Below are 18,622 nucleotides of genomic sequence, written 5' to 3'. Positions count from 1 at the left end.
CCCCTCCCCCGCTCCGCAGGGGAGGATTTACACAATCCGCCAGCGCCTGGCCTCTCTCCCCTGCGAAGGAGAGGAAAGCGACATCGGCGCGGTGCCGGGAACCCTGCGAACTCACGCGTCAGACCCCGTACGGCGTCCAGATCGACTTGATGCGGGTGGCGTGGAACAGGAACTCCTCGCCCTGGCCCTGCATCGGATCATACCAGTCGCGCGCCTTGCCATGATTGACCCAGGTGGCCTTCAGGTTGCCGGACGATTCCTTCTCAACAGCGGCAGAGCCGTCCGCGGAGCCGAAATACCAGCAGGCGGCGATGTCGTCGTGCTTGGCCTTCACGGCGGCGAGCTGGTCGCGGTCGCCGGTCACGATGTTGACGACCCCGCCCGGCACGTCGGATGTGTCGAAGACCTGATAGAGATCGCAGGCGGCGAGCGGATGATGCTGCGACGGGGTGACGACGACGCGATTGCCCATGGCGATCGCAGGCGCGACCAGCGACACGAAAGCCAGCAGCGGCGCTTCGTCAGGGCAAGAGATGCCGATCACCTCCCAGGGTTCAGGCAGCGCCAGCGCCAGCATGCGCCCCTGCGGCGCGCGCACGCGGCCGTCATATTTGTCGGCGCGGGCGGCGTAGTGGATGATGCGCGCGACGGAGGCGGCGACCTCGACCGCGGCCTTCTTCGCCGAGACGCCCGTCATCTGCGCGATGCGGCCCGCGAACTCCTCGCCGCGCAGTTCCAGGTTCTCGGCCAGAAAGTAGAGCACCTGGGCGCGGGCATGGCCGGTCATGTCCGACCATGCCTCAGCCTTGCGCGCCGCCTCGACCGCGTTGCGGATGTCCTTCCGATTGCCGTAGCCGGCCTCCGTGATGATCCTGCCCTTTGCATCGAGCACCGGATAGGAATAGCCGGAGTCCGGCCGCGCCTGCTTGCCGCCGACATACATCTTCACGGTGCGGTCGAGCCCGACCGGCGGTGAACCGGGACCGGCATCATCGTCGACGGGAACAGGCGCGGCGAGCGGCTTGCCGACGGGCAGCGCAGCGACCTTCTTCTGCCACGCCGGCACCAGATATTCGAACATGCCCTCGCGGCCGCCCTCGCGGCCGAACCCGCTTTCCTTGTAGCCGCCGAAGCCGACAGCGGCGTCGAACTGGTTGGTGGAATTGATCCACACGACGCCGGCCTTTAGCCGGCGCGCGGTGTCGAAGGCGGTGTCGAGGTTCTGCGACCAGATCGATGCCGCGAGCCCGTAGCGGCTGTTGTTGGCGAGCATGACGGCTTCGCCCGGCGTGCGAAAGGTCATCGACACCAGCACCGGACCGAAGATCTCCTCCTGGGCTAGCGGCGAGGCGGGCGAGACGCCAGTGAACAGCGACGGAGGGAAAAAGCAGCCGTCCCTGGTAGCCTCCAAAAAGCCGGCATTGGCCCAGCTCGGCTGATGAAGCGTCGCGCCTTCCCTGACGCCCGCCTCGACACGTTCGCGGATCTGGTCGATCTGAACCGGCGCGACGACGGCGCCGATGTCCGTCGACTTGTCGAGGGGATGGCCGACACGCAGGGTTTCCATGCGCGCCCGGAGCTTGTCGTGGAAACGGTCCGCAACGCCCTCCTGGACGATGGCGCGCGAGCCGGCACAGCAGACCTCGCCCTGGTTGAACCAGATCGCGTCGACGACGCCTTCGATGGCGGCGTCGATGTCGGCGTTATCGAAGACGATGAAGGGGGATTTGCCGCCGAGTTCGAGCGACAGCTTCTTGCCGGTGCCGGCGGTCTGGCGGCGCAGGATGCGGCCGACCTCGGTCGAGCCAGTGAACGCGATCTTGGCAAGGCCGTCATGGGCGACGATCGCCGCGCCGGTCCTGCCGCCGCCGTTGACGAGATTGAAGACGCCGGCGGGCAAGCTGGCCTCGCGGCAGATTTCGGCAAAAGCGAGCGCGGTAAGCGGCGTGTGCTCGGCCGATTTCAGCACCACGGTGCAGCCGGCGGCGAGCGCCGGGGCGACCTTCCAGGCCAGCATCAGCAGCGGGAAATTCCACGGTATCACCTGGCCGCAGACGCCCGCGGGAGCGTAGCCCGGGAACTCCTCGTCGCGCAGCGCGGCCCAGCCGGCATGATGGTAGAAATGCCGTGCCACCAGCGGGATATCGATGTCGCGCGTCTCGCGGATCGGCTTGCCGTTGTCGAGCGTTTCCAGGACGGCGAGGAAGCGCGCATGTTTCTGCACCTGGCGAGCAAGTGCATAGAGGTGACGCGCGCGCTCGGTGCCCGAAAGCGCCGACCAGTCGGCAAAGGCCTTCGTGGCCGCCTTGACCGCCGCGTCGACATCCTTTTCCGACCCTTCGGCGATCTCGGCCAGCTTTTCACCGTTGGACGGGTTGAAGGCGGCAAAGCTCGAACCTTTGCCGGTGCTGGTGAACGTGCCGCCGACGAAATGGCCGAAGCGGCCCTTGTGACGCTTGAGCCAGGCGCGGACATGGTTGTCCTCTTCCGGCGCCGGCCCGTATTCCATGCTCTCGAGAATGTTGGCGATCTTGTTCATGGAACCCTCACGCCACGCCGTGGCGGTCGTTGGCCGAATAGCGGCCGGTGACGAAATGCTCGAGCTGGCGCTCGATATCGGCGAGCAGGCCCGAAGCGCCAAAGCGGAACAGCTCCGGCTCCATCCATTCGCGGCCAAGCTCCTCGCGCATCAGGATCAACCAGGAAAGCGCGTCCTTGGCGGTCCGGATGCCGCCGGCCGGCTTGAAGCCGACCTTGCAACTGGTGCGGGCCAGGTAGTCGCGAATGGCGCGCACCATGACCAGGCTCACCGGCAGGGTGGCGTTGACGCCCTCCATGCCGGTGGAAGTCTTGATGAAGTCGGAGCCCGCCTGCATGGCGACCATCGAGGCGCGGTAGACGTTGGTAAGCGTCTTGAGGTCGCCGGTGGCGAGAATCGCCTTCATATGGGCCTCGCCACAGGCCTCCCGCATTGCCGCGATCTCGTCATAGAGCGCGGACCAGTTGCCGGTCAGCACATGGGCGCGCGTGATGACGATGTCGATCTCATGGGCGCCCTCGCCGACCGCGTAGCGGATTTCGGCCAGCCGCTGCTCCATCGGCGTCAGCCCGGCCGGGAAGCCGGTGGCCACCGAGGCAACGGGGACACCTGAGCCGTCCAGCGCCTTCACCGCGTCCTTGACCATGGTCGGGTAGACGCAGACCGCACCAGTGGTCAGCCGCCGACCCGAAAGGCCGAGTGCCGCGACGAGATCGGCGCGCAGCGGATTGCGCGCCTTGGCGCAGAGCCGCGCGACGCGGCCCGGCGTGTCGTCGCCGGCCAGTGTCGTCAGGTCGATCGCCTCGATCGCCTTGACCAGCCAGGCGGCCTGCCAGTCCTTCTTGACCGTGCGGCGGGTGGCGAGCGTCGCGGTCCGGCGCTCGACCGCGGAGAGGTTGATGTCGACTGCGTCGAACCAGGAAGCGTCGAAAGCGACGCCCTCGTTGCGCGCGTGCGGCTGGGTGACCCGCACCAGATCGCGCGCGGCGCCAGCCTTGGCCGCGTCGGCAACGGCCTGTTGCGGGTTGACGTTCATTGGAAATCTCCGATCGCCCGGCGCAGGATGGCGGCAAGGCGCTTGCCGCCAAGCGGGGCCATGTCCTTGGTCTCCTGATGCGAGAGTTCCTCGCCGGTCATGCCGGCGGCAAGATTGGTGATGACCGAGCAGGCGGCGACACGCAGGCCGAGGAAGCGGGCGAGGATCACCTCGGGCACAGTCGACATGCCGACGGCGTCGGCGCCCAGCGTCCGCGCCATGCGGATTTCGGCCGGCGTCTCGAAGGAAGGGCCGGAAAACCACATGTAGACGCCCTTTTTCAAAGGCGTGCCGGTCTTTTCGGCCGCATTTTCGACAGCCGCGCGCATGCCGGCATCATAGGCCTCGGTCAGGCCGACGAAACGCCTGTCGGTCGGCTCGCCGAACAGCGGATTGGTGCCGGAAAAGTTGATGTGGTCGGTGATCAGCATCACCGAGCCCGGCGGCATGTCGGGATCGAGAGACCCAGCAGCATTGGTCAGGAACAGACGCCTGATGCCGATGCCCGAGAGCACCTCGAGGGCCGGGCGCATGGCGGCGGCATTGCCATGCTCGTAATAATGCGCGCGACCGGCCAGCATCAAAACCGGAACACCTGAAAAGGTGCCGGCCACCACCTCGCCGGCATGGCCGGTGACGCCGCTTTGCGGGAAGCCGGGAAGGTCGGCATAGGGGACACGCACCGCGCCCTCGACCTCGTCGACGAGGCTTCCAAGGCCGGAGCCGAGCACCATCGCCGTTTCCGGCGCCAAGCCGTCAAGCCTTTCGACGAGCAGATCGACCGCAGCCTTCATTTCAGCACATCTCCGCGGAAGCCGAGAGGGAGCAGCGCGCCCATGGTCGTGGTCTCGACTATACCCTTGTCGTCGCACAAATGCAGCTTCGTGTCGGCACGCGCGAACTCGGCAAGCCGCTGCCGGCAGCCGCCGCAGGGCGTGATCCTGGCCATGCGCTCGGCCACGACCACAATCTCGGCAATCTCGCCGCCGCCGGCCATGACGAAATGCGACAGGGCCGTCGTTTCCGCGCACCAGCCCTCGGGATAGGAGGCATTTTCGATGTTGGCGCCGGCAAAGACACGGCCGTCGGCGGTGCGCAATGCCGCGCCGACAGGAAATCTCGAGTAGGGCGCATGCGCCCTGGCCATCGCCGCGACCGCGGCCTCGAAGAGATCGTGGGACATTGTTCGCGCCGCGCTTTCGCTCACCGTTCCTTCACATATGCCACGCCACCGGCCTTGGGCGGGATGGCCTTGCCGATGAAACCGGCAAGGAGGATGACGGTAAGAAGATAGGGCAGTGCCTGCATCAACTGGACCGGCACCTTGCCGATCATCGGCAGCGCGATGCCCTGGAAGCGGATCGCGAAGGCATCGAGAAAGCCGAACAGCAGGCACGCGAACATCGCCGGCACCGGACGCCATTTGGCGAAGATCAGCGCGGCGAGCGCGATGAAACCCTTGCCGGCGGTCATATCCTTCACGAAACCGGCATTCTGCGACACCGCGAGATAGGTGCCGGCAAGCCCGGTGAGAACGCCCGTGCAAATGACGGCGCGGTAGCGCAGCCAGGTGACCGAGATCCCGGCGGTATCGACGGCTGCGGGGTTCTCGCCGACGGCGCGCAGGCGCAGACCGAAGCGGGTGCGGAAAAGCACCCACCAGGTGAACGGCACCATCAGAAAGGCTATGTAGGCGATCAGCGAATGGCCCGAGATCAGCTCGGAATAGATCGCGCCGACGACCGGCACGTCGCGCAGCGTATCGGCGAAGGGCAGCGTGATGGCATTGAACCGCGCATCGGCGGCGAGCGACGGCGTGCGCCCGCCCTGGCTGAACCAGGCCTGGCCGAGAATGATGGTCGAGCCGGCGGCGATGAAGTTGATCGCGACGCCGGAGACGATCTGGTTGCCGCGATGGGTGATGGAGGCAAAGCCGTGCACCAGCGCGAAGGACACCGAGATCGCGACCGCGGCGAGCATGCCGAGCCAGGCCGAACCGGTGACGGCTGCGGTGGCTGCCCCCGCGAACGCGCCAGCCAGCATCTTGCCTTCAAGCCCGATGTCGAAGACGCCGGAGCGTTCCGAATAAAGGCCGGCGAGACAGGCAAGCAGCAGCGGAACCGAGACGCGAATGGTCGCGTCGAAGAGTTGCAGCATGAGGTTGAGGAAGTCCATCTCAGGCACCCTCCCCCTTGGCTTCGGCATCCATGCCCACCGAACGCGGACTGAGGCTGGCGAAGGCCGCCTGCACTGCCGGGCGGAACATGTGCTCCAGCGCTCCAGCGAACAGGATGACGAGGCCCTGGATGATGACGATCATGTCGCGGCTGATATGCGGCATGACGAAGGAGATCTCCGCGCCGCCCTGGTAAAGCATGCCGAACAGGATCGCGGCCGGCACGATGCCGGCCGGGTGCGAGCGTCCCATAAGGGCAACCGCGATGCCGACGAAACCGGCGCCGGTAACGAAGTCGAGCTGCAGGCGGTGCTGGTCGCCCATCACCGGGTTGAGCGCCATCATGCCGGCCAGTGCACCGGAGATGGCCATGGTGATGACGACGATCCTGGCCTCGTTGATGCCGGCGTAGCGCGCCGCCTTGGGCGAAAAGCCCATCGTGCGAATCTCGTAGCCGAGCTTGGTGCGCCAGATCAGCGCCCAGACCACGACCGCCATGACCAGCGCCAGGATGAAGGAGAGGTTGAGCGGCGTCGAGCGCACCGAGAAGCCGAAAAGTTCGAGCAGCCAGTTGAGCTTGGGCAGATGCGCGTCCTCCAGGAAGGTGCGCGTCTGCGGCGCCATCGACCCGGGCGGCTTGAGCGGGCCGACCAGCAGATAGACCATCAAGCTGGCAGCGATGAAGTTGAACATGATGGTGGTGATGACGGTGTGGCTGCCGCGCTTGGCCTGCAGCCAGCCGGGAATGGCAGCCCAGACGCCGCCGATCGCCGCGCAGCCGAGGATGGCCAGGAAGAAGTTCAGCCACCATGGGAAAATGCTGTCGAAGGAGAGGCATACCAGCGCGACGCCGAGGCCGCCGACATAGGCCTGCCCCTCGCCGCCGATGTTGAAGATGCCGCAATGGAAGGCTACCGCCACGGCGAGGCCGGTGAAGATGAAGCTGGTGGCGTAAAACAGCGTATAGCCGATGCCGGAGCCGGAACCGAAGGCGCCCTTGAGCAGCAGGCCGGCGGCCTCGATCGGATTTTCGCCGACGAGGATCACGACCAGGCCGGCAACCAGGAAGGCCACGACGAGGTTGATGAGCGGAATGAGACCGTAGTCGGCCCAGGCCGGCAGCTTGGCGTAAGGTGTGCTCATGGCAGCGCCCCGATGACTTCTCCGGAGGTGGATATGCGCGCATATTCACCATCGAGAATGGCTAGGTTCAGCGCATGGACGTCTTCGGCCTGCCACAGGCGGCCATTGCGGTCGGTGCGATCGACGCTGGCGACGGCATCTTCCGGGATGACGACATCAAATCCGAGATTTCCCGCCATCCTGACCGTCGAGCCGACGGAGTTTTCCAGGAGCACACCGGCCACGACCAGTTGGCGACACTGGACCTCGTCGAGGAGGTCCATCAGGTCAGTGCCGATGAACGCGCTGTTGGTGCGCTTGTCGATAACGGGCTCGCCCGGCACCGGAGCGACGGCAGGCTTGAACTCGTTGCCGGCATAACCGGGCCGGTAGGGCGAATCGGGATCGGTCGAGTCATGCCTGACATGGATCACCGGCAGCCGCCGTTCGCGCCAGGCTTTCAAAAGATCGCCGATTCTGTCTTCCATCTCCGGCTGGCCGCGCCGGCCCCAGACCGGATCGTCGATCGCGTTCTGGACGTCGATGACGAGCAGCACGGGCGTGCTCATTCGGCCGCCTCCTGCGCCTCGACGCCGGCCATGAGCAGGCCGAGCTCGCCTTCGGTGGCGTCAGGTCCGCGCTCGCCGACGATGCGGCCGTCGAACATGACCAGGATGCGGTCGGACAGCGAACGTATCTCGTCAAGCTCGACGGAGATCAGCAGCACCGCCTTGCCCTGGTCGCGCATGGCAATCAGCTGCTTGTGGATGAATTCGATGGCACCGACGTCGACGCCGCGCGTCGGCTGGCCGACGACGAGTACGCCGGGGTCCTTCTCCATCTCGCGCGCCAGAACGATCTTCTGCTGGTTGCCGCCGGAAAAATTGGCCGTCCGCAGCCGGCAGTCAGCGGGGCGGATGTCATATTTCTCGATCTTTTCGCGCGCGTCCTTGCGGATCGCCTCGATGTCGAGAAACGGCCCGTTGAGATAAGACTCCTTGCCGTGATAGCCGAGAATGGAGTTCTCGTTCTCCTCGAACGGCAGCACCAGACCGACATGGTGCCGATCCTCCGGCACATGGGCGAGGCCGCGTTCGCGTAGTTCGCCCGGATCGGCCGTCCCGGTGACGTCGATCGGCTTGCCGTCGAGCATGACCGTGCCGGCCTCGGCGCGCCTTGTACCGGCTATCGCCTCGATCAGTTCCGACTGGCCATTGCCGGCAACGCCGGCGACGCCGACGATCTCGCCGGCGCGGACGTCGAAGGAGACGTTGTCGACCATGGTGACGCCGCGCGAATCCTTGACCGTCAGGTTCTTGACCGAAAGCTTGAAATCGCCGGGGTTTGCTTCGCCCTTCTCCACCCGCAGCAGGACTCGGCGGCCGACCATGAGCTCGGCCAGTTCCTCCACCGTCGTGTCGGCGGTCTTGCGGGTCGCCACCATCGTACCCTGGCGCATGACAGAGACGTTGTCGGTCACCGCCATGATCTCGCGCAGCTTGTGCGTGATGAGCACGATGGTCTTGCCCTCTTCCTTCAGTCGCCGGAGGATACGGAAAAGGTGATCGGCCTCGGCCGGGGTCAACACCCCCGTCGGCTCGTCGAGGATCAGGATCTCGGCACCGCGATATAGCGCCTTGAGGATTTCGACACGCTGCTGGAGGCCGACCGGCAGTTCCTCGATGATCGCCTCGGGGTCAACCTCGAGGCTGTATTCCTCTTCGAGCCGCTGCAACTCGGCGCGCGCCCGGGCGATCCCGGTGTTGAGCAGGCTGGCGCCCTCGGCGCCGAGGATGATGTTTTCCAGCACGGTGAAATTGTGCACGAGCATGAAATGCTGGTGCACCATGCCGATGCCGGCTGCGATGGCATCGTTCGGCGAGTCGATCTCGGCCTTGTTGCCATTGACGAAGATCTCGCCGGCGTCGGCCTGATAAAAACCGTAGAGGATCGACATCAGCGTCGACTTGCCGGCGCCGTTCTCGCCGATGATCCCATGAATGGTGCCTTGCGCGACCTCAAGGTTGATGTCGCGATTGGCGTGGACCGCGCCGAAACTCTTGTCGATCCCCTTGAGCTCGATGGCAGCCTGCGCCATGCGACCGCTTACCCCTCTTGGTTTTTATCGTTTGGTAAAAAATCTAGCATGGCGGCGAGCCGTTTGCCAATCCGCGCCGGTTCCCAGAGTTACTCTCGACAAAAGCGCGCCGCCTTGTCAATTTTCAAGACATGACAAACGCCGCATTCGCACCCTTTGCCTTCAACACGACTCCCTCCGTGCTGTTCGAGCCGGGAGCGGCGCGCCGCTTTGGCGCGGTCGCGGCGCCAAGGCTCGGAAAGTCGGTGCTTTTCGTGACCGATCCAGGCCTGCGCGCGCTCGGCCTTTGCGACGCGGCACTGGCCTCGCTGGAAAACGAAGGAATCAAGGTCACCGTCTTCGACCGTGTCGAGGCCGACCCGTCCTTGGCCACGCTGATGGCGGCGGTCGAGGCCGGCAGGAGCGCGGGTGCGACCGGCGTCGCCGGCTTCGGCGGCGGCTCCTCGCTCGACGTCGCCAAGCTGGCAGCGCTGCTGATCGGCTCGGGCGAAGATCTTGACCAGGCATGGGGCGTCGGCAACGCCAGGGGCCCGCGGCTGCCGCTGGCACTGGTGCCGACCACGGCCGGCACGGGATCGGAGGTGACGCCGGTCTCGATCATCACGGTCGGCGAGGAGGAAAAGCGCGGCGTGTCGAGCCCGGTGATCCTGCCGGATATCGCCGTACTCGACCCGGACCTCACCATCGGCCTGCCGCCGGCGATCACGGCGGCCACCGGCATCGACGCCATGGTACATGCGATCGAGGCCTATGCCTCCAAAAGCACCAACAACAACCCCGTCTCGCGGGCGCTGGCGCGCCAGGCCCTACAACTGCTCGGCGCCAATATCGAGACGGCGGTCTTCGACGGCAAGAACGTGGCGGCGCGCGGCGCCATGCTGCTCGGCTCGATGCTCGCGGGACAGGCCTTCGCCAACTCCCCGGTCGCCGCCGTGCACGCGCTCGCCTACCCGATCGGCGGCACCTTCCACGTTCCGCATGGTCTCTCGAACGCGCTGGTGCTGCCGCATGTGCTGCGCTTCAACGCACCGGAGGCCGCGCATCTTTATGCCGAGATCGCGGCGGACGCCTTTCCCGACCTTGCCTCGGAGGAAGGGACGCAAGGCCGGTGCAGCGCCTTCATCGAGGCGCTGGCAGCGCTGTCGCGCAAGGTCGGTCTGCCGGCGCAATTGCGCGAGGTCGGCATTGGCGAGGATCATCTGCCGAAAATGGCGACCGACGCGATGAAGCAGACGCGGCTTCTGGTCAACAATCCACGCGAGGTCCTGGAAGCCGATGCGCTTTCGATCTACCGCGCGGCGTGGTGACGGTTACCGGCGCCATGACTGATCGCTCCGAACCTTCGACGCGCTCCGCCTACCGCGCTTTCCGGCCGATCACCACGCGCTGGATGGACAACGATCTTTACGGCCACATGAACAACGTCGTGCATTACTCGCTGTTCGACACCGCCGTGAATGGCTGGCTGATCGAAAATGGCGTGCTCGATATCCATGCCGGAGAGCAGATCGGCCTCGTCGTGGAGACCGGCTGCCGCTATTTCGCCGAGCTCGCCTTTCCGGACCTCGTCACCGCCGGCATCAGGGTAGCGCGGCTCGGCAGTTCGTCGGTGCGCTACGAGGTCGGCCTGTTCCGCAATGACGATCAAGCCGCGGCGGCCGAAGGCTTCTTCGTGCACGTCTATGTCGACCGGGCAAGCCGGCGGCCAAAACCGCTGGCCGGGCCGCTGCGCGAGGCCCTCGAGGGAATCGCGGCATGAGCGACGACGACCGGGTCGCCAGGCTTGAGATGATCGTGGCCGAGCAGGAGCGCACGATCGAGGAACTTTCCGGCGAACTTGCCGAGCAATGGAAGCTGATCGAGCGGATGCGCAAGCAGCTCGAGCGGATGACCGAGCGCTTCCTGGCACTGGAAGAACGCGCTGCCCCGGACGTCCCCATCACCAGGCCCCCGCATTGGTGATTCGATCGGAGCGCAATTCGGCTTCAAACCGGCGCACAATGGTTCTAGGTTCTGCGCGGAGACACGTCGCGGGCTGGACGGATGACAGGCGATAATGACCGCATGGCGCGGGCCGGCGATTTCGTGCTCGGCCGCATGAACGAGGCCGAACGCGAGCGGGCGCAGAAGGACCTGGAACGCGACCCGGCGTTCCGCGACGCGGTGATCCGGCTTGCCGAACGCCTGCGCAGCCACGGCCTCGGTTCCGGGGCGCAGACCGCGAGTTTGTGGCGGCTGGTGGAGTCCGATATCGCCAGCATGCCGCAGATGAAAGCTGCACCCATTGCAGCGGCGGCGCCCGCAACGCCCGGGCCTGCTCCGGCAGCTGCGCATGCGCTCGGCGGCTGGCGCGGCGCACTGCTCGCCGCCTGCCTTGCCGCCGCTTGCGGCGTCGGCTTTGTTGCCGGGCGCCTCGCCGCAGAGGCCGAGGCGCCGGTGCGGCTCACGGTCCTGGAGGACGGAGGCGGGCAGGCCATCGGACTTGTGGAGGGCCTTGCCTCCGGCGCCCTGCGATTCCGGCCGCTTGTCGCCATCGAGGCCGCGGGCGGAAAGACGCCGATGCTGTGGGCTATCCGTGACGACGGCTCCGTGGCGGCACTTGGGCCGCTGGACAGTCATCTCCCGACAGATATCGGCGCCGGCCCTGCGCCCGGGTCGCGCTACCGCGTCACGATGGAGGACGCGTCGACCGACCTTTCCGCGCCCAAGGGGTCTTTACTCGCCGAAGGCGCCGCCATAACCTTACCGGCCGGCGACTGAGGAAAGGCGCCTCTCGTCAGGTAGCAGGGCCTGCCGGCTGCCAGAGCTCGACCGGATTGCCCTCCGGATCGTGGATGCGGCAGAAGCGGCCGACCTCAGAATCCCAGTCTGCGCGAGTCTCGACGGCGATACCGGCCGCCTTCAAACGCGTCATCATCGCGTCGAGAAATTGACCATCCACGCCTGTGCCGGCCGGCCGAAATAGTCGGTGTCCTACGCGAAGGACAGTCGGTTCCGCCTGCTGGCTCCTCACCAAGCTGTCGATGTCATCGATACCGAGATGGGTCTGATACCAGGCGGCAAGCGCCTTCGGATCGCGGGCGCGGAAGAACAGGCGGCCGATTCCCGTCACCTTTGCCATGCCGGCTTCCTCCTCGCGAAAAGCAGTGGCGCGATACACGCCAGGCCGCACAGGCTGAGCACGGCGAGCGCCCAGCCGAAGCCCGGCCAACCGTAACGCTCGATGACAAGGCCGGCAAAGGGCGGTCCGGCGAGCGTGCCCAGCCCGCCGGACTGGGCGATGAGACCGATGACGATCGCGGCGGACCCGCCGGCCGGTACGATGTAGGGAACGCCGGCGAAGACCGCGGCCGCGATAACCCCGCCGGCGATGGCGAAGACGGCGGCGGCAAGGGTGGCGGTCAGCGGAGTACTGGCCGAAAAGAAGGGAACGGCGCTGACGGCACTCACCAGGAAACCGCCGGCGATCAGGGCCGCCACGAAACGCACGTCACGGCCGCGCAACAGCGCCCCGGCAAGAAAATTGCCGATCGGCACCAGAAGCGCGATCACCCCGGCCGAAAGCATGACCGCAGGACCTTCGGCGACAAAGGCGGGCAGGAAGGTAAAAAAGCCGATGGAAAGGACGACGTAAGCACCGAAGGCCAGGGCAAAAGCAATGACCGGCCATGAGAAGGACGACGACAGCTGGTTCGAGCCGGTTTCGCGCGCCCAATTCGACGCGACCGCATCCCCGGCAGGGCCGAGACCGGCGGCAAGCAACGCGCCGGCCAACGCCAGAACGGCGAACGCGCCCGCGCTGGCCAGCAGGAAGGCCTGCGGGGTGAAGGCCAGCAGCATGGCGGCCGACATGAAATCCGCCACCGCATAGCCGAGCGGCACGAAGCCGCCCCAGATGGCCAGCGCCGGCGCCCTGAGGCGGTCTGGCGCCAGGACGGCCAGGAGGGCCGGGATGGCGATGACGATGACCAGGTAGCCGACGGCCTCGATCAGGCGCGCGCCGATCACGGCCACCGGCGATTGCGCGAGCGCAAGCACGATGCTGCCCAGGGCGAGTGCGGCGGCGGAAAAGACATAGGAACGATAGAGCCCGACGCGGTCGATGACGAAGGCAGCCGGAAGTGCCGCCAGAGCCACGAACAGGCCCAGCGTCGAGGTCAGCCAACCAACGGAGACGAGCGACAGCCCGGCTTCGGCCTGATACCAGGGAATGAGCGGTGCAATCTTGCCGAGTTGGGTCCCGGCGAGGATCCCGGCCATGAGAAGCAGAACGAGGGCGGCGACCCGTCGCGCTCCGCCCAGCGCAGGTTCAGGTATGCCGGGCGGCGCGTTGTCGATTTCAGCCATGGCCGCGTTCCCTAAACGACGCCGACGCCGGGCGAAATGGCCCAGCGATGCAGCGATGGCGGACCAGACCAAAAAGAAACCGCCGGGCGATGCCGGCGGTTTCGAAGTCTCCAGCAGCGCCGGATCAGTATGGGCAGGAATTGTCCGACATGTAGTCGTGGACCTTGATTTCGCCGGAGATGATATCGGCCTTGGCCTTTTCGACCGCGTCGATCATCTCGTCGTTCACAAGATCCTTGTTGTGCTCGTCCATGGCATAGCCGACGCCATCCTCGGCGAGGCCGAGCACGTTGAAGCCGGTCTCGAAGGAGCCGTTCTTGGCGTCCATGAAGGCGTTGTAGACGGCGACGTCGACGCGCTTCAACATCGAGGTCAGCACCTTGCCGGGCTGCAGGTGGTTCTGGTTGGAATCGACGCCAATGCCGAGGTTGCCGGCGTCCGCTGCCGCCTGCAGCACGCCAACGCCGGTGCCGCCGGCGGCGGCGTAGATGACGTCCGCACCCTGATCCATCTGCGACTTGGCGATCTCGCCGCCCTTGGTCGGGTCGTTCCAGGCCGCCGGGGTGTCGCCGGTCATGTTCTGGATGACGTCGGTCGCGCCGGCCGCCTTGGCACCGCCGACATAACCACAGCCGAACTTGCGGATCAGCGGGATGTCCATGCCGCCGACGAAGCCAACCTTCTTGGTTTCGGAGGCCATGGCGGCCATCATGCCGACGAGATAGGAGCCTTCGTGCTCGTTATAGACGACCGAGCGCACGTTCGGTGCGTCGACGACCATGTCGATGATGGCGAAATTGGTCTCCGGATATTCGGCGGCCACCTTCTCGAGAGCGGCGGCCCAGGAGAAGCCGGCCATCACGATCGGATTGCGGCCGTCCTCAGCAAAGCGGCGAAGCGCCTGCTCGCGCTGGGCGTCATTGGAGATCTCGAACTCGACATATTCGATGCCGGTTTCTTCCTTGAACTTCTCGGCGCCGTTGAACGACGCTTCGTTGAAGGATTTGTCGAACTTGCCGCCCAGATCGAACAGCAGGCCCGGCTTGATGTCCTCGGCAAAGGCCGGGACGGCGAAGACGGTTGCAGCCAAAAGGCCGAATACGAAACGCTTCATGTGATCCACACCCTGTTGGTCTTCCAAAGCTTCTTTGTGGGCTTCAGCACCCGACGCATAGACGTCCGCGCGAAGCCGCCGCGGGGTTCGTCGCCCCGCTCGGCACGCACTGTGGCACGGCGTCGCCGAAAATTCACGTGGAAATTTGACCTTCTGGAAAAGAGCCGTGGCGGCGGCTCACTCGGCGACGACACCTGGCAGCGGGCAGGAAACGCCGGTGCCCTTCAGCCCGCAATAACCGGCGGGGTTCTTGCCCAGATATTGCTGGTGTTCGGCCTCGGCGAAATAGAACCGAGGCGCAGACGCGATCTCGGTGGTGATGCGGCCGCCTCCGGCGCGCTTCAACTCGGCCTGGTAGGCGTCGCGCGAGGAAAGGGCAGCCTCCATCTGCGCTTCGCTGGTGGTGTAGATGGCCGACCGGTAGGTGGTGCCGACATCGTTGCCCTGACGCATGCCCTGGGTCGGGTCGTGGCTTTCCCAGAAAATCTTCAGAAGCTCGGCGTAGGAGACCTGGGTCGGATCGAACACCACCAACACGATCTCGGCATGGCCGGTAAGCCCGGTGCAGGTCTCCTGATAGGTCGGATTGGGCGTGAAGCCACCGGCATAGCCGACCGCCGTTACCCAGACGCCCGGGGTCTGCCAGAACAGGCGTTCGGCACCCCAGAAGCATCCCATGCCGAAATAGGCCAGTTCGAGGCCGTCCGGATAGGGACCGGCCAGTGCGCGCCTGGAAACGAAATGTTTGGTCGCGGTGGGGATCGGCTTGTCGCGCCCGGGCAATGCGTCACCCGGCTTCGGCATTTCCAGCTTCTTGTTCAGCATGTCGCTCAGGAAGAACATCTTTTGGCTCCTTTCAAAGCGCACCGCGGCGCGCCACGCCGAGGCTGCCAGCGCGGCCTCGCGGGCGACGGCCGATGGCGTAGAACAGGAAGGCGAGCGCGAAAAAGACGGCAAATCCAGGCAAGGTCAGGATCCAGATCATGACCGGGTCCCATACCGCCGGCAGAACGTAGCGCTGGATGACCGCCTGGGCCAAATTAAGCGTCTCGGGGGAGACCGCGTACCAGCTGCTGCCGAGCGGGGTAAGGACGAGTTCTGACGCCGCGACCGAGCGCGTGGCGTCGAGCACGGCCATAATGATGGCGACGGCGAGAAAGATCAGGGCCAGCAACCGGAACAGGAAACGGATCAAAAAATCCTCCGCGCGCGAAAAATACCCTCGACGAGGGCGTGTCCTGCCGACGAGACATATTGCGCGGTGGTGCCGCGTGCAATCGGCGCACGCGAAATTGACGGCGCGTGAGGCTTTAGCCGGCGTGGCGCCGACGTGTGATCCTGAAGGCGAGCAGAGCACCGGCGAGCGCGCCGAGCACCAGCCCGCACAGGCCGATAAGAGCGGCGAAATAACCGCAGGCGCCCTCGAAGCAACTCATCCGCGTCGCCTCGGCGATGAAGATCCCGACCGCGAAGCCGCCGCCGGTGCCCGCCGCCCCGCCAAGAAAAGCGCCGAGCACGGTGTTGATGATAACCGCTACACCGGAAGGATTGGCGCCGCGCGGCTCATGGAAAACCGCGGCTGTCGCCACGGAACGGCGCATATGGGCAATGAGTACAAACCCGATCACGACGCGGGCGAGCGGCACCACAAAGCTTGCGAGGCTGAAAACAAAAACGTCGCTCACAAGCACAACCGCCTCCAGCGCTACTATCGCCACGACATTGGCGACATGCCAGACCGTGAAGGCGCGCGGGAAGGCGGCGGCGCGGCGGTGCGCCAGGCCAAGCAGCCACAGCCCCCACAAGATGTTGGCGAGGCTGACCACCATGCCGGCGTAGAGCCAGTTGACGACAATCGCTGGCAGGTCGAAGTCCTGTGACGCCGGCCACGAGCCGACGATCGACCACAGGGAAAGCGCCATGGTGGCCGCGATCCAAAGCGCCGGCAAAAGAAACACGCCCGCCGGGCGTGGCGGCTGGCTTTCGACGGCGCCGGGAGGCTCCTCCGCCTTGCTCATCTTTTCAAGGGTCCCCACCAAGGACGCATGGATTTGAGCCACAGGGGCAACTCGGCGTCAAGCGTCTCTAAGGGGGCGAAGAGATCGCGTCCAACCGACATCTCGCCTGCAAAGCCGAAGGCCGAGCGCCGCGAAAGTGCCAGGAACCAGAGGAGGGAGGCAAAGGAGACCGCACCGCGTAGGGTTCAGGAAGCGCAGGATCGTTTGCCGGACCAGCGAAATCGCCCTCGGCGACGGGCTTGGCATTCGTTGCCATATCGACTAGATGAGCCCGGTCGACCGGCCCCGCGCCGGGCCAGGCGCTTCGCGGAGAGGTGGCCGAGTGGTTGAAGGCGCACGCCTGGAACGCGTGTATACGGGAAACCGTATCGAGGGTTCGAATCCCTCTCTCTCCGCCACTTGCCCATTCGAAAGCGTTCTCCCGATCCGGCTGCGGCCGGATTTTCTCGTTGTTTTCGAGGGTTATGCGGGTGGAGCTGAGCACCGGCCCCGGCGCCAAGAGCCCCGAAAGCGGTCTCTCAAGGCCGATATTCTCTGGACCTGATGACTACGCTGATTTGGTGAATTTCTTACAAATTATTGAAAAAGTGTCTGTTTTCGATGCGTGCGCCTGAACACTCCGACGGTAGTGGCGTTTGCCAGAAGGAACTCATCTCGAAACCTTGCCTGTCGGCGAGGCAGTTCGCAGGATTGGCGGGATGAGTGCACGTTACTGCATCTCGATGAATGACCTTGTTGGGGCCGGTTGCTGACTTTCCGGTTCTGGTCGGAAAGCTGGGGAAGCCGACGTTCATCGAGCCGAAATGGGAAATCCAGTTCAATTGGGGGTCCGATCTAGTTGCTCTCCTGCGCTGCCTTCGCTGCGTTGTTTCCCGCAGCCCAGGTTCGATAAATCAGGCCATCGTCCGCGAGGAAGAACTCACCACCCAGCACCTCCGCCCCATCGTCGACAAGGCGCTTCTTCATGGCATCTTCGCCAGCAATCGCAATGTCTGCGTTGGCGTATGGTGCGGTGTCGGGCTGAGGGCTGGGCTTGAAGACTTCCCAATTGAAAGCCCCCCTAGGGTAAGCGCTCTGGATCTGATCGCGGCGCGCCTGGGGGCTCTTCGAGAAGCCGACCTTGATGATGTGCTTGTCTTCGAGTTCATCAATTCCGCGCCCGAGATAAGCAGCGATGTCGCCCGCAAGTCGGAGGATGTAAAGGTGCTTTGGACCGTCTGTTTCGCCCACCCAATAGGGTTGTGAGGCCGGTCTCACGGCGCGGCTTGGGCTGAGGGCGGATTCCAGCGTCTGGATTGTGGGATCGACCGGATTGGTCTGCCCATAGACGGGCACTTCGTAGACATCCAGCTCATAGAGCTTTGCCGCCTCTTCCGTCGGGAGTGGCACTCCGCTGGCGCCGATGAACTCTGGGTGGGAGCTGCCGTAAGCTTGCGGAAACAAGTCCTCGACCTGACGCCAATCCTCCGGAATGATCCTCCACGCTCTCGTCGCCTTCACTGCAAAAAGCCACTTCCCACGGGAGTCGGGATCCAGCTCCTTCTCGGCCCAGCGATCACCGGAGATGAACTCGCGCGCGTGACCTATCTCGTGGGATATCTCGAGCACCCCCACGACCTTGCCGCGCATGTTTTCCGGGCCTTTTCCCTTGGTCACGTAGGTCGCGACCAGCGTCCCCGGCTTCGAGTTGCTCAGGTAGCGCGTCCGTCGGGCCTCGTCGGCGAAGCCGATACATCCCCAGCTGGCTGGATCGAAGCCCCAGAACGAAGTCAACCAAGCCTGCCGTCCGTCGGGCAGCGTATCTGCAGTTGGGGCAAGGTCCGGAACCGACGCCCAATCGAATGCGAACACTTCCTGCTGAGCGGCCTCGATGTCGATGGCTCCGAGTACGCCCCGAATGTAAGTCATCGCGTCTTCAGCCGGATGCCGCTCCCCCTTCTTGACCAGGATCGTGGTGAGAGGGGGCAGACCGCGGTCCGCCAGCTCGTGCAGAATAACCTCGAGGTTTCGTCCCAGCCCGCGACCCGTTGGATGGCTCCAGCCTACTGCCTCGCCGACCTGCTGATAGGTCGTCCGGCTCTTCTGCAGAGCCTTAGCAGCGAGAAATCGAGCGATGGCGAATTGCAGTGCATCCATGCGCTATTTGGCTTCCAGTGACATGAGGAGCGTGAT

At 65.2% G+C, this 18,622-nt stretch carries 18 protein-coding genes, 1 tRNA gene and 1 pseudogene; 5 read left to right on the top strand and 15 right to left on the bottom strand.

All coding sequences use genetic code 11. From position 1 onward, the window contains the following. Positions 1–118: 118 nt before the first annotated feature. From FQ775_RS21610 to FQ775_RS21575, 8 genes are read right to left on the bottom strand one after another with little or no spacing between them, the layout of a single operon-like run. Positions 119–2,539, bottom strand: coding sequence for an aldehyde dehydrogenase family protein (locus tag FQ775_RS21610; RefSeq protein ID WP_146299420.1), 2,421 nt, complete (start codon positions 2,537–2,539; stop codon positions 119–121). Positions 2,540–2,546: 7 nt separating this feature from the next. Further along, positions 2,547–3,575, bottom strand: coding sequence for a deoxyribose-phosphate aldolase (gene deoC, locus FQ775_RS21605; protein WP_146299421.1), 1,029 nt, complete (start codon positions 3,573–3,575; stop codon positions 2,547–2,549). Continuing rightward, positions 3,572–4,369: a purine-nucleoside phosphorylase gene (locus FQ775_RS21600; RefSeq protein ID WP_146299422.1), complete on the bottom strand. Its 798-nt coding sequence runs from the start codon at positions 4,367–4,369 to the stop codon at positions 3,572–3,574. The genes deoC and FQ775_RS21600 overlap by 4 nt, the downstream gene beginning before the upstream one ends. After that, positions 4,366–4,758: a cytidine deaminase gene (gene cdd / locus FQ775_RS21595; RefSeq protein ID WP_146299423.1), complete on the bottom strand. Its 393-nt coding sequence runs from the start codon at positions 4,756–4,758 to the stop codon at positions 4,366–4,368. The genes FQ775_RS21600 and cdd overlap by 4 nt, the downstream gene beginning before the upstream one ends. A gap of 20 nt (positions 4,759–4,778) precedes the next feature. Continuing rightward, on the bottom strand, positions 4,779–5,750 hold the full coding sequence (locus tag FQ775_RS21590) for an ABC transporter permease (RefSeq protein WP_146299424.1): 972 nt from the start codon (positions 5,748–5,750) through the stop codon (positions 4,779–4,781). A 1-nt stretch (position 5,751) separates the two neighbouring features. Beyond that, complete coding sequence (locus tag FQ775_RS21585) at positions 5,752–6,894, bottom strand: ABC transporter permease (RefSeq protein ID WP_146299425.1); 1,143 nt, start codon at positions 6,892–6,894, stop codon at positions 5,752–5,754. After that, complete coding sequence (locus FQ775_RS21580; protein WP_146299426.1) at positions 6,891–7,442, bottom strand: cysteine hydrolase family protein; 552 nt, start codon at positions 7,440–7,442, stop codon at positions 6,891–6,893. Before FQ775_RS21580 ends, FQ775_RS21585 begins: the two co-directional genes overlap by 4 nt. Next, entirely contained in the window at positions 7,439–8,971 is a 1,533-nt protein-coding gene (locus tag FQ775_RS21575) for an ABC transporter ATP-binding protein (RefSeq protein WP_146299427.1), read from the bottom strand. Before FQ775_RS21575 ends, FQ775_RS21580 begins: the two co-directional genes overlap by 4 nt. Positions 8,972–9,102: 131 nt before the next feature. Between FQ775_RS21575 and FQ775_RS21570 the strand changes: the two genes are divergently transcribed. The 4 genes from FQ775_RS21570 (at position 9,103) to FQ775_RS21555 (ending at position 11,731) form a co-directional block, all read left to right on the top strand. Beyond that, complete coding sequence (locus FQ775_RS21570) at positions 9,103–10,278, top strand: iron-containing alcohol dehydrogenase (RefSeq protein WP_146299428.1); 1,176 nt, start codon at positions 9,103–9,105, stop codon at positions 10,276–10,278. 14 nt (positions 10,279–10,292) lie between these two features. Further along, entirely contained in the window at positions 10,293–10,730 is a 438-nt protein-coding gene (locus FQ775_RS21565) for an acyl-CoA thioesterase (RefSeq protein WP_146299429.1), read from the top strand. Beyond that, positions 10,727–10,933: a SlyX family protein gene (locus FQ775_RS21560; protein ID WP_146299430.1), complete on the top strand. Its 207-nt coding sequence runs from the start codon at positions 10,727–10,729 to the stop codon at positions 10,931–10,933. Before FQ775_RS21565 ends, FQ775_RS21560 begins: the two co-directional genes overlap by 4 nt. A gap of 81 nt (positions 10,934–11,014) precedes the next feature. Further along, complete coding sequence (locus tag FQ775_RS21555; RefSeq protein ID WP_146299431.1) at positions 11,015–11,731, top strand: anti-sigma factor domain-containing protein; 717 nt, start codon at positions 11,015–11,017, stop codon at positions 11,729–11,731. A 16-nt stretch (positions 11,732–11,747) separates the two neighbouring features. Here FQ775_RS21555 and FQ775_RS21550 read toward each other — a convergent pair. The 6 genes and pseudogenes from FQ775_RS21550 to FQ775_RS21525 form a co-directional block, all read right to left on the bottom strand. Beyond that, a pseudogene (locus FQ775_RS21550) lies at positions 11,748–12,092 on the bottom strand (VOC family protein). Then, a complete protein-coding gene (locus FQ775_RS21545; protein WP_146299432.1) occupies positions 12,080–13,318 on the bottom strand; it encodes an MFS transporter in 1,239 nt (412 codons plus the stop codon). Before FQ775_RS21545 ends, FQ775_RS21550 begins: the two are co-directional and overlap by 13 nt. A gap of 124 nt (positions 13,319–13,442) precedes the next feature. Then, on the bottom strand, positions 13,443–14,432 hold the full coding sequence (locus FQ775_RS21540) for a BMP family lipoprotein (RefSeq protein ID WP_146299433.1): 990 nt from the start codon (positions 14,430–14,432) through the stop codon (positions 13,443–13,445). 177 nt (positions 14,433–14,609) lie between these two features. After that, entirely contained in the window at positions 14,610–15,275 is a 666-nt protein-coding gene (gene msrA / locus FQ775_RS21535; protein ID WP_146299434.1) for a peptide-methionine (S)-S-oxide reductase MsrA, read from the bottom strand. Positions 15,276–15,288: 13 nt separating this feature from the next. Beyond that, on the bottom strand, positions 15,289–15,627 hold the full coding sequence (locus FQ775_RS21530) for a hypothetical protein (protein WP_146299435.1): 339 nt from the start codon (positions 15,625–15,627) through the stop codon (positions 15,289–15,291). 115 nt (positions 15,628–15,742) lie between these two features. Beyond that, complete coding sequence (locus FQ775_RS21525; RefSeq protein WP_146299436.1) at positions 15,743–16,450, bottom strand: hypothetical protein; 708 nt, start codon at positions 16,448–16,450, stop codon at positions 15,743–15,745. 308 nt (positions 16,451–16,758) lie between these two features. On the opposite strand from FQ775_RS21525, the gene FQ775_RS21520 reads away from it, so the two are divergent. Next, positions 16,759–16,848, top strand: a tRNA-Ser gene (locus FQ775_RS21520). Positions 16,849–17,284: 436 nt separating this feature from the next. On the opposite strand, the gene FQ775_RS21515 is transcribed toward FQ775_RS21520, so the two are convergent. Beyond that, entirely contained in the window at positions 17,285–18,586 is a 1,302-nt protein-coding gene (locus tag FQ775_RS21515; RefSeq protein ID WP_146297815.1) for a hypothetical protein, read from the bottom strand. Between the last annotated feature and the right edge of the window lie 36 nt (positions 18,587–18,622).

This window comes from Nitratireductor mangrovi (genome assembly GCF_007922615.2).
Classification (GTDB): domain Bacteria; phylum Pseudomonadota; class Alphaproteobacteria; order Rhizobiales; family Rhizobiaceae; genus Mangrovimarina; species Mangrovimarina mangrovi.
Note: the sequence above shows the minus strand (reverse complement) of the source record. Positions and strands in the feature narration are given on the sequence as shown.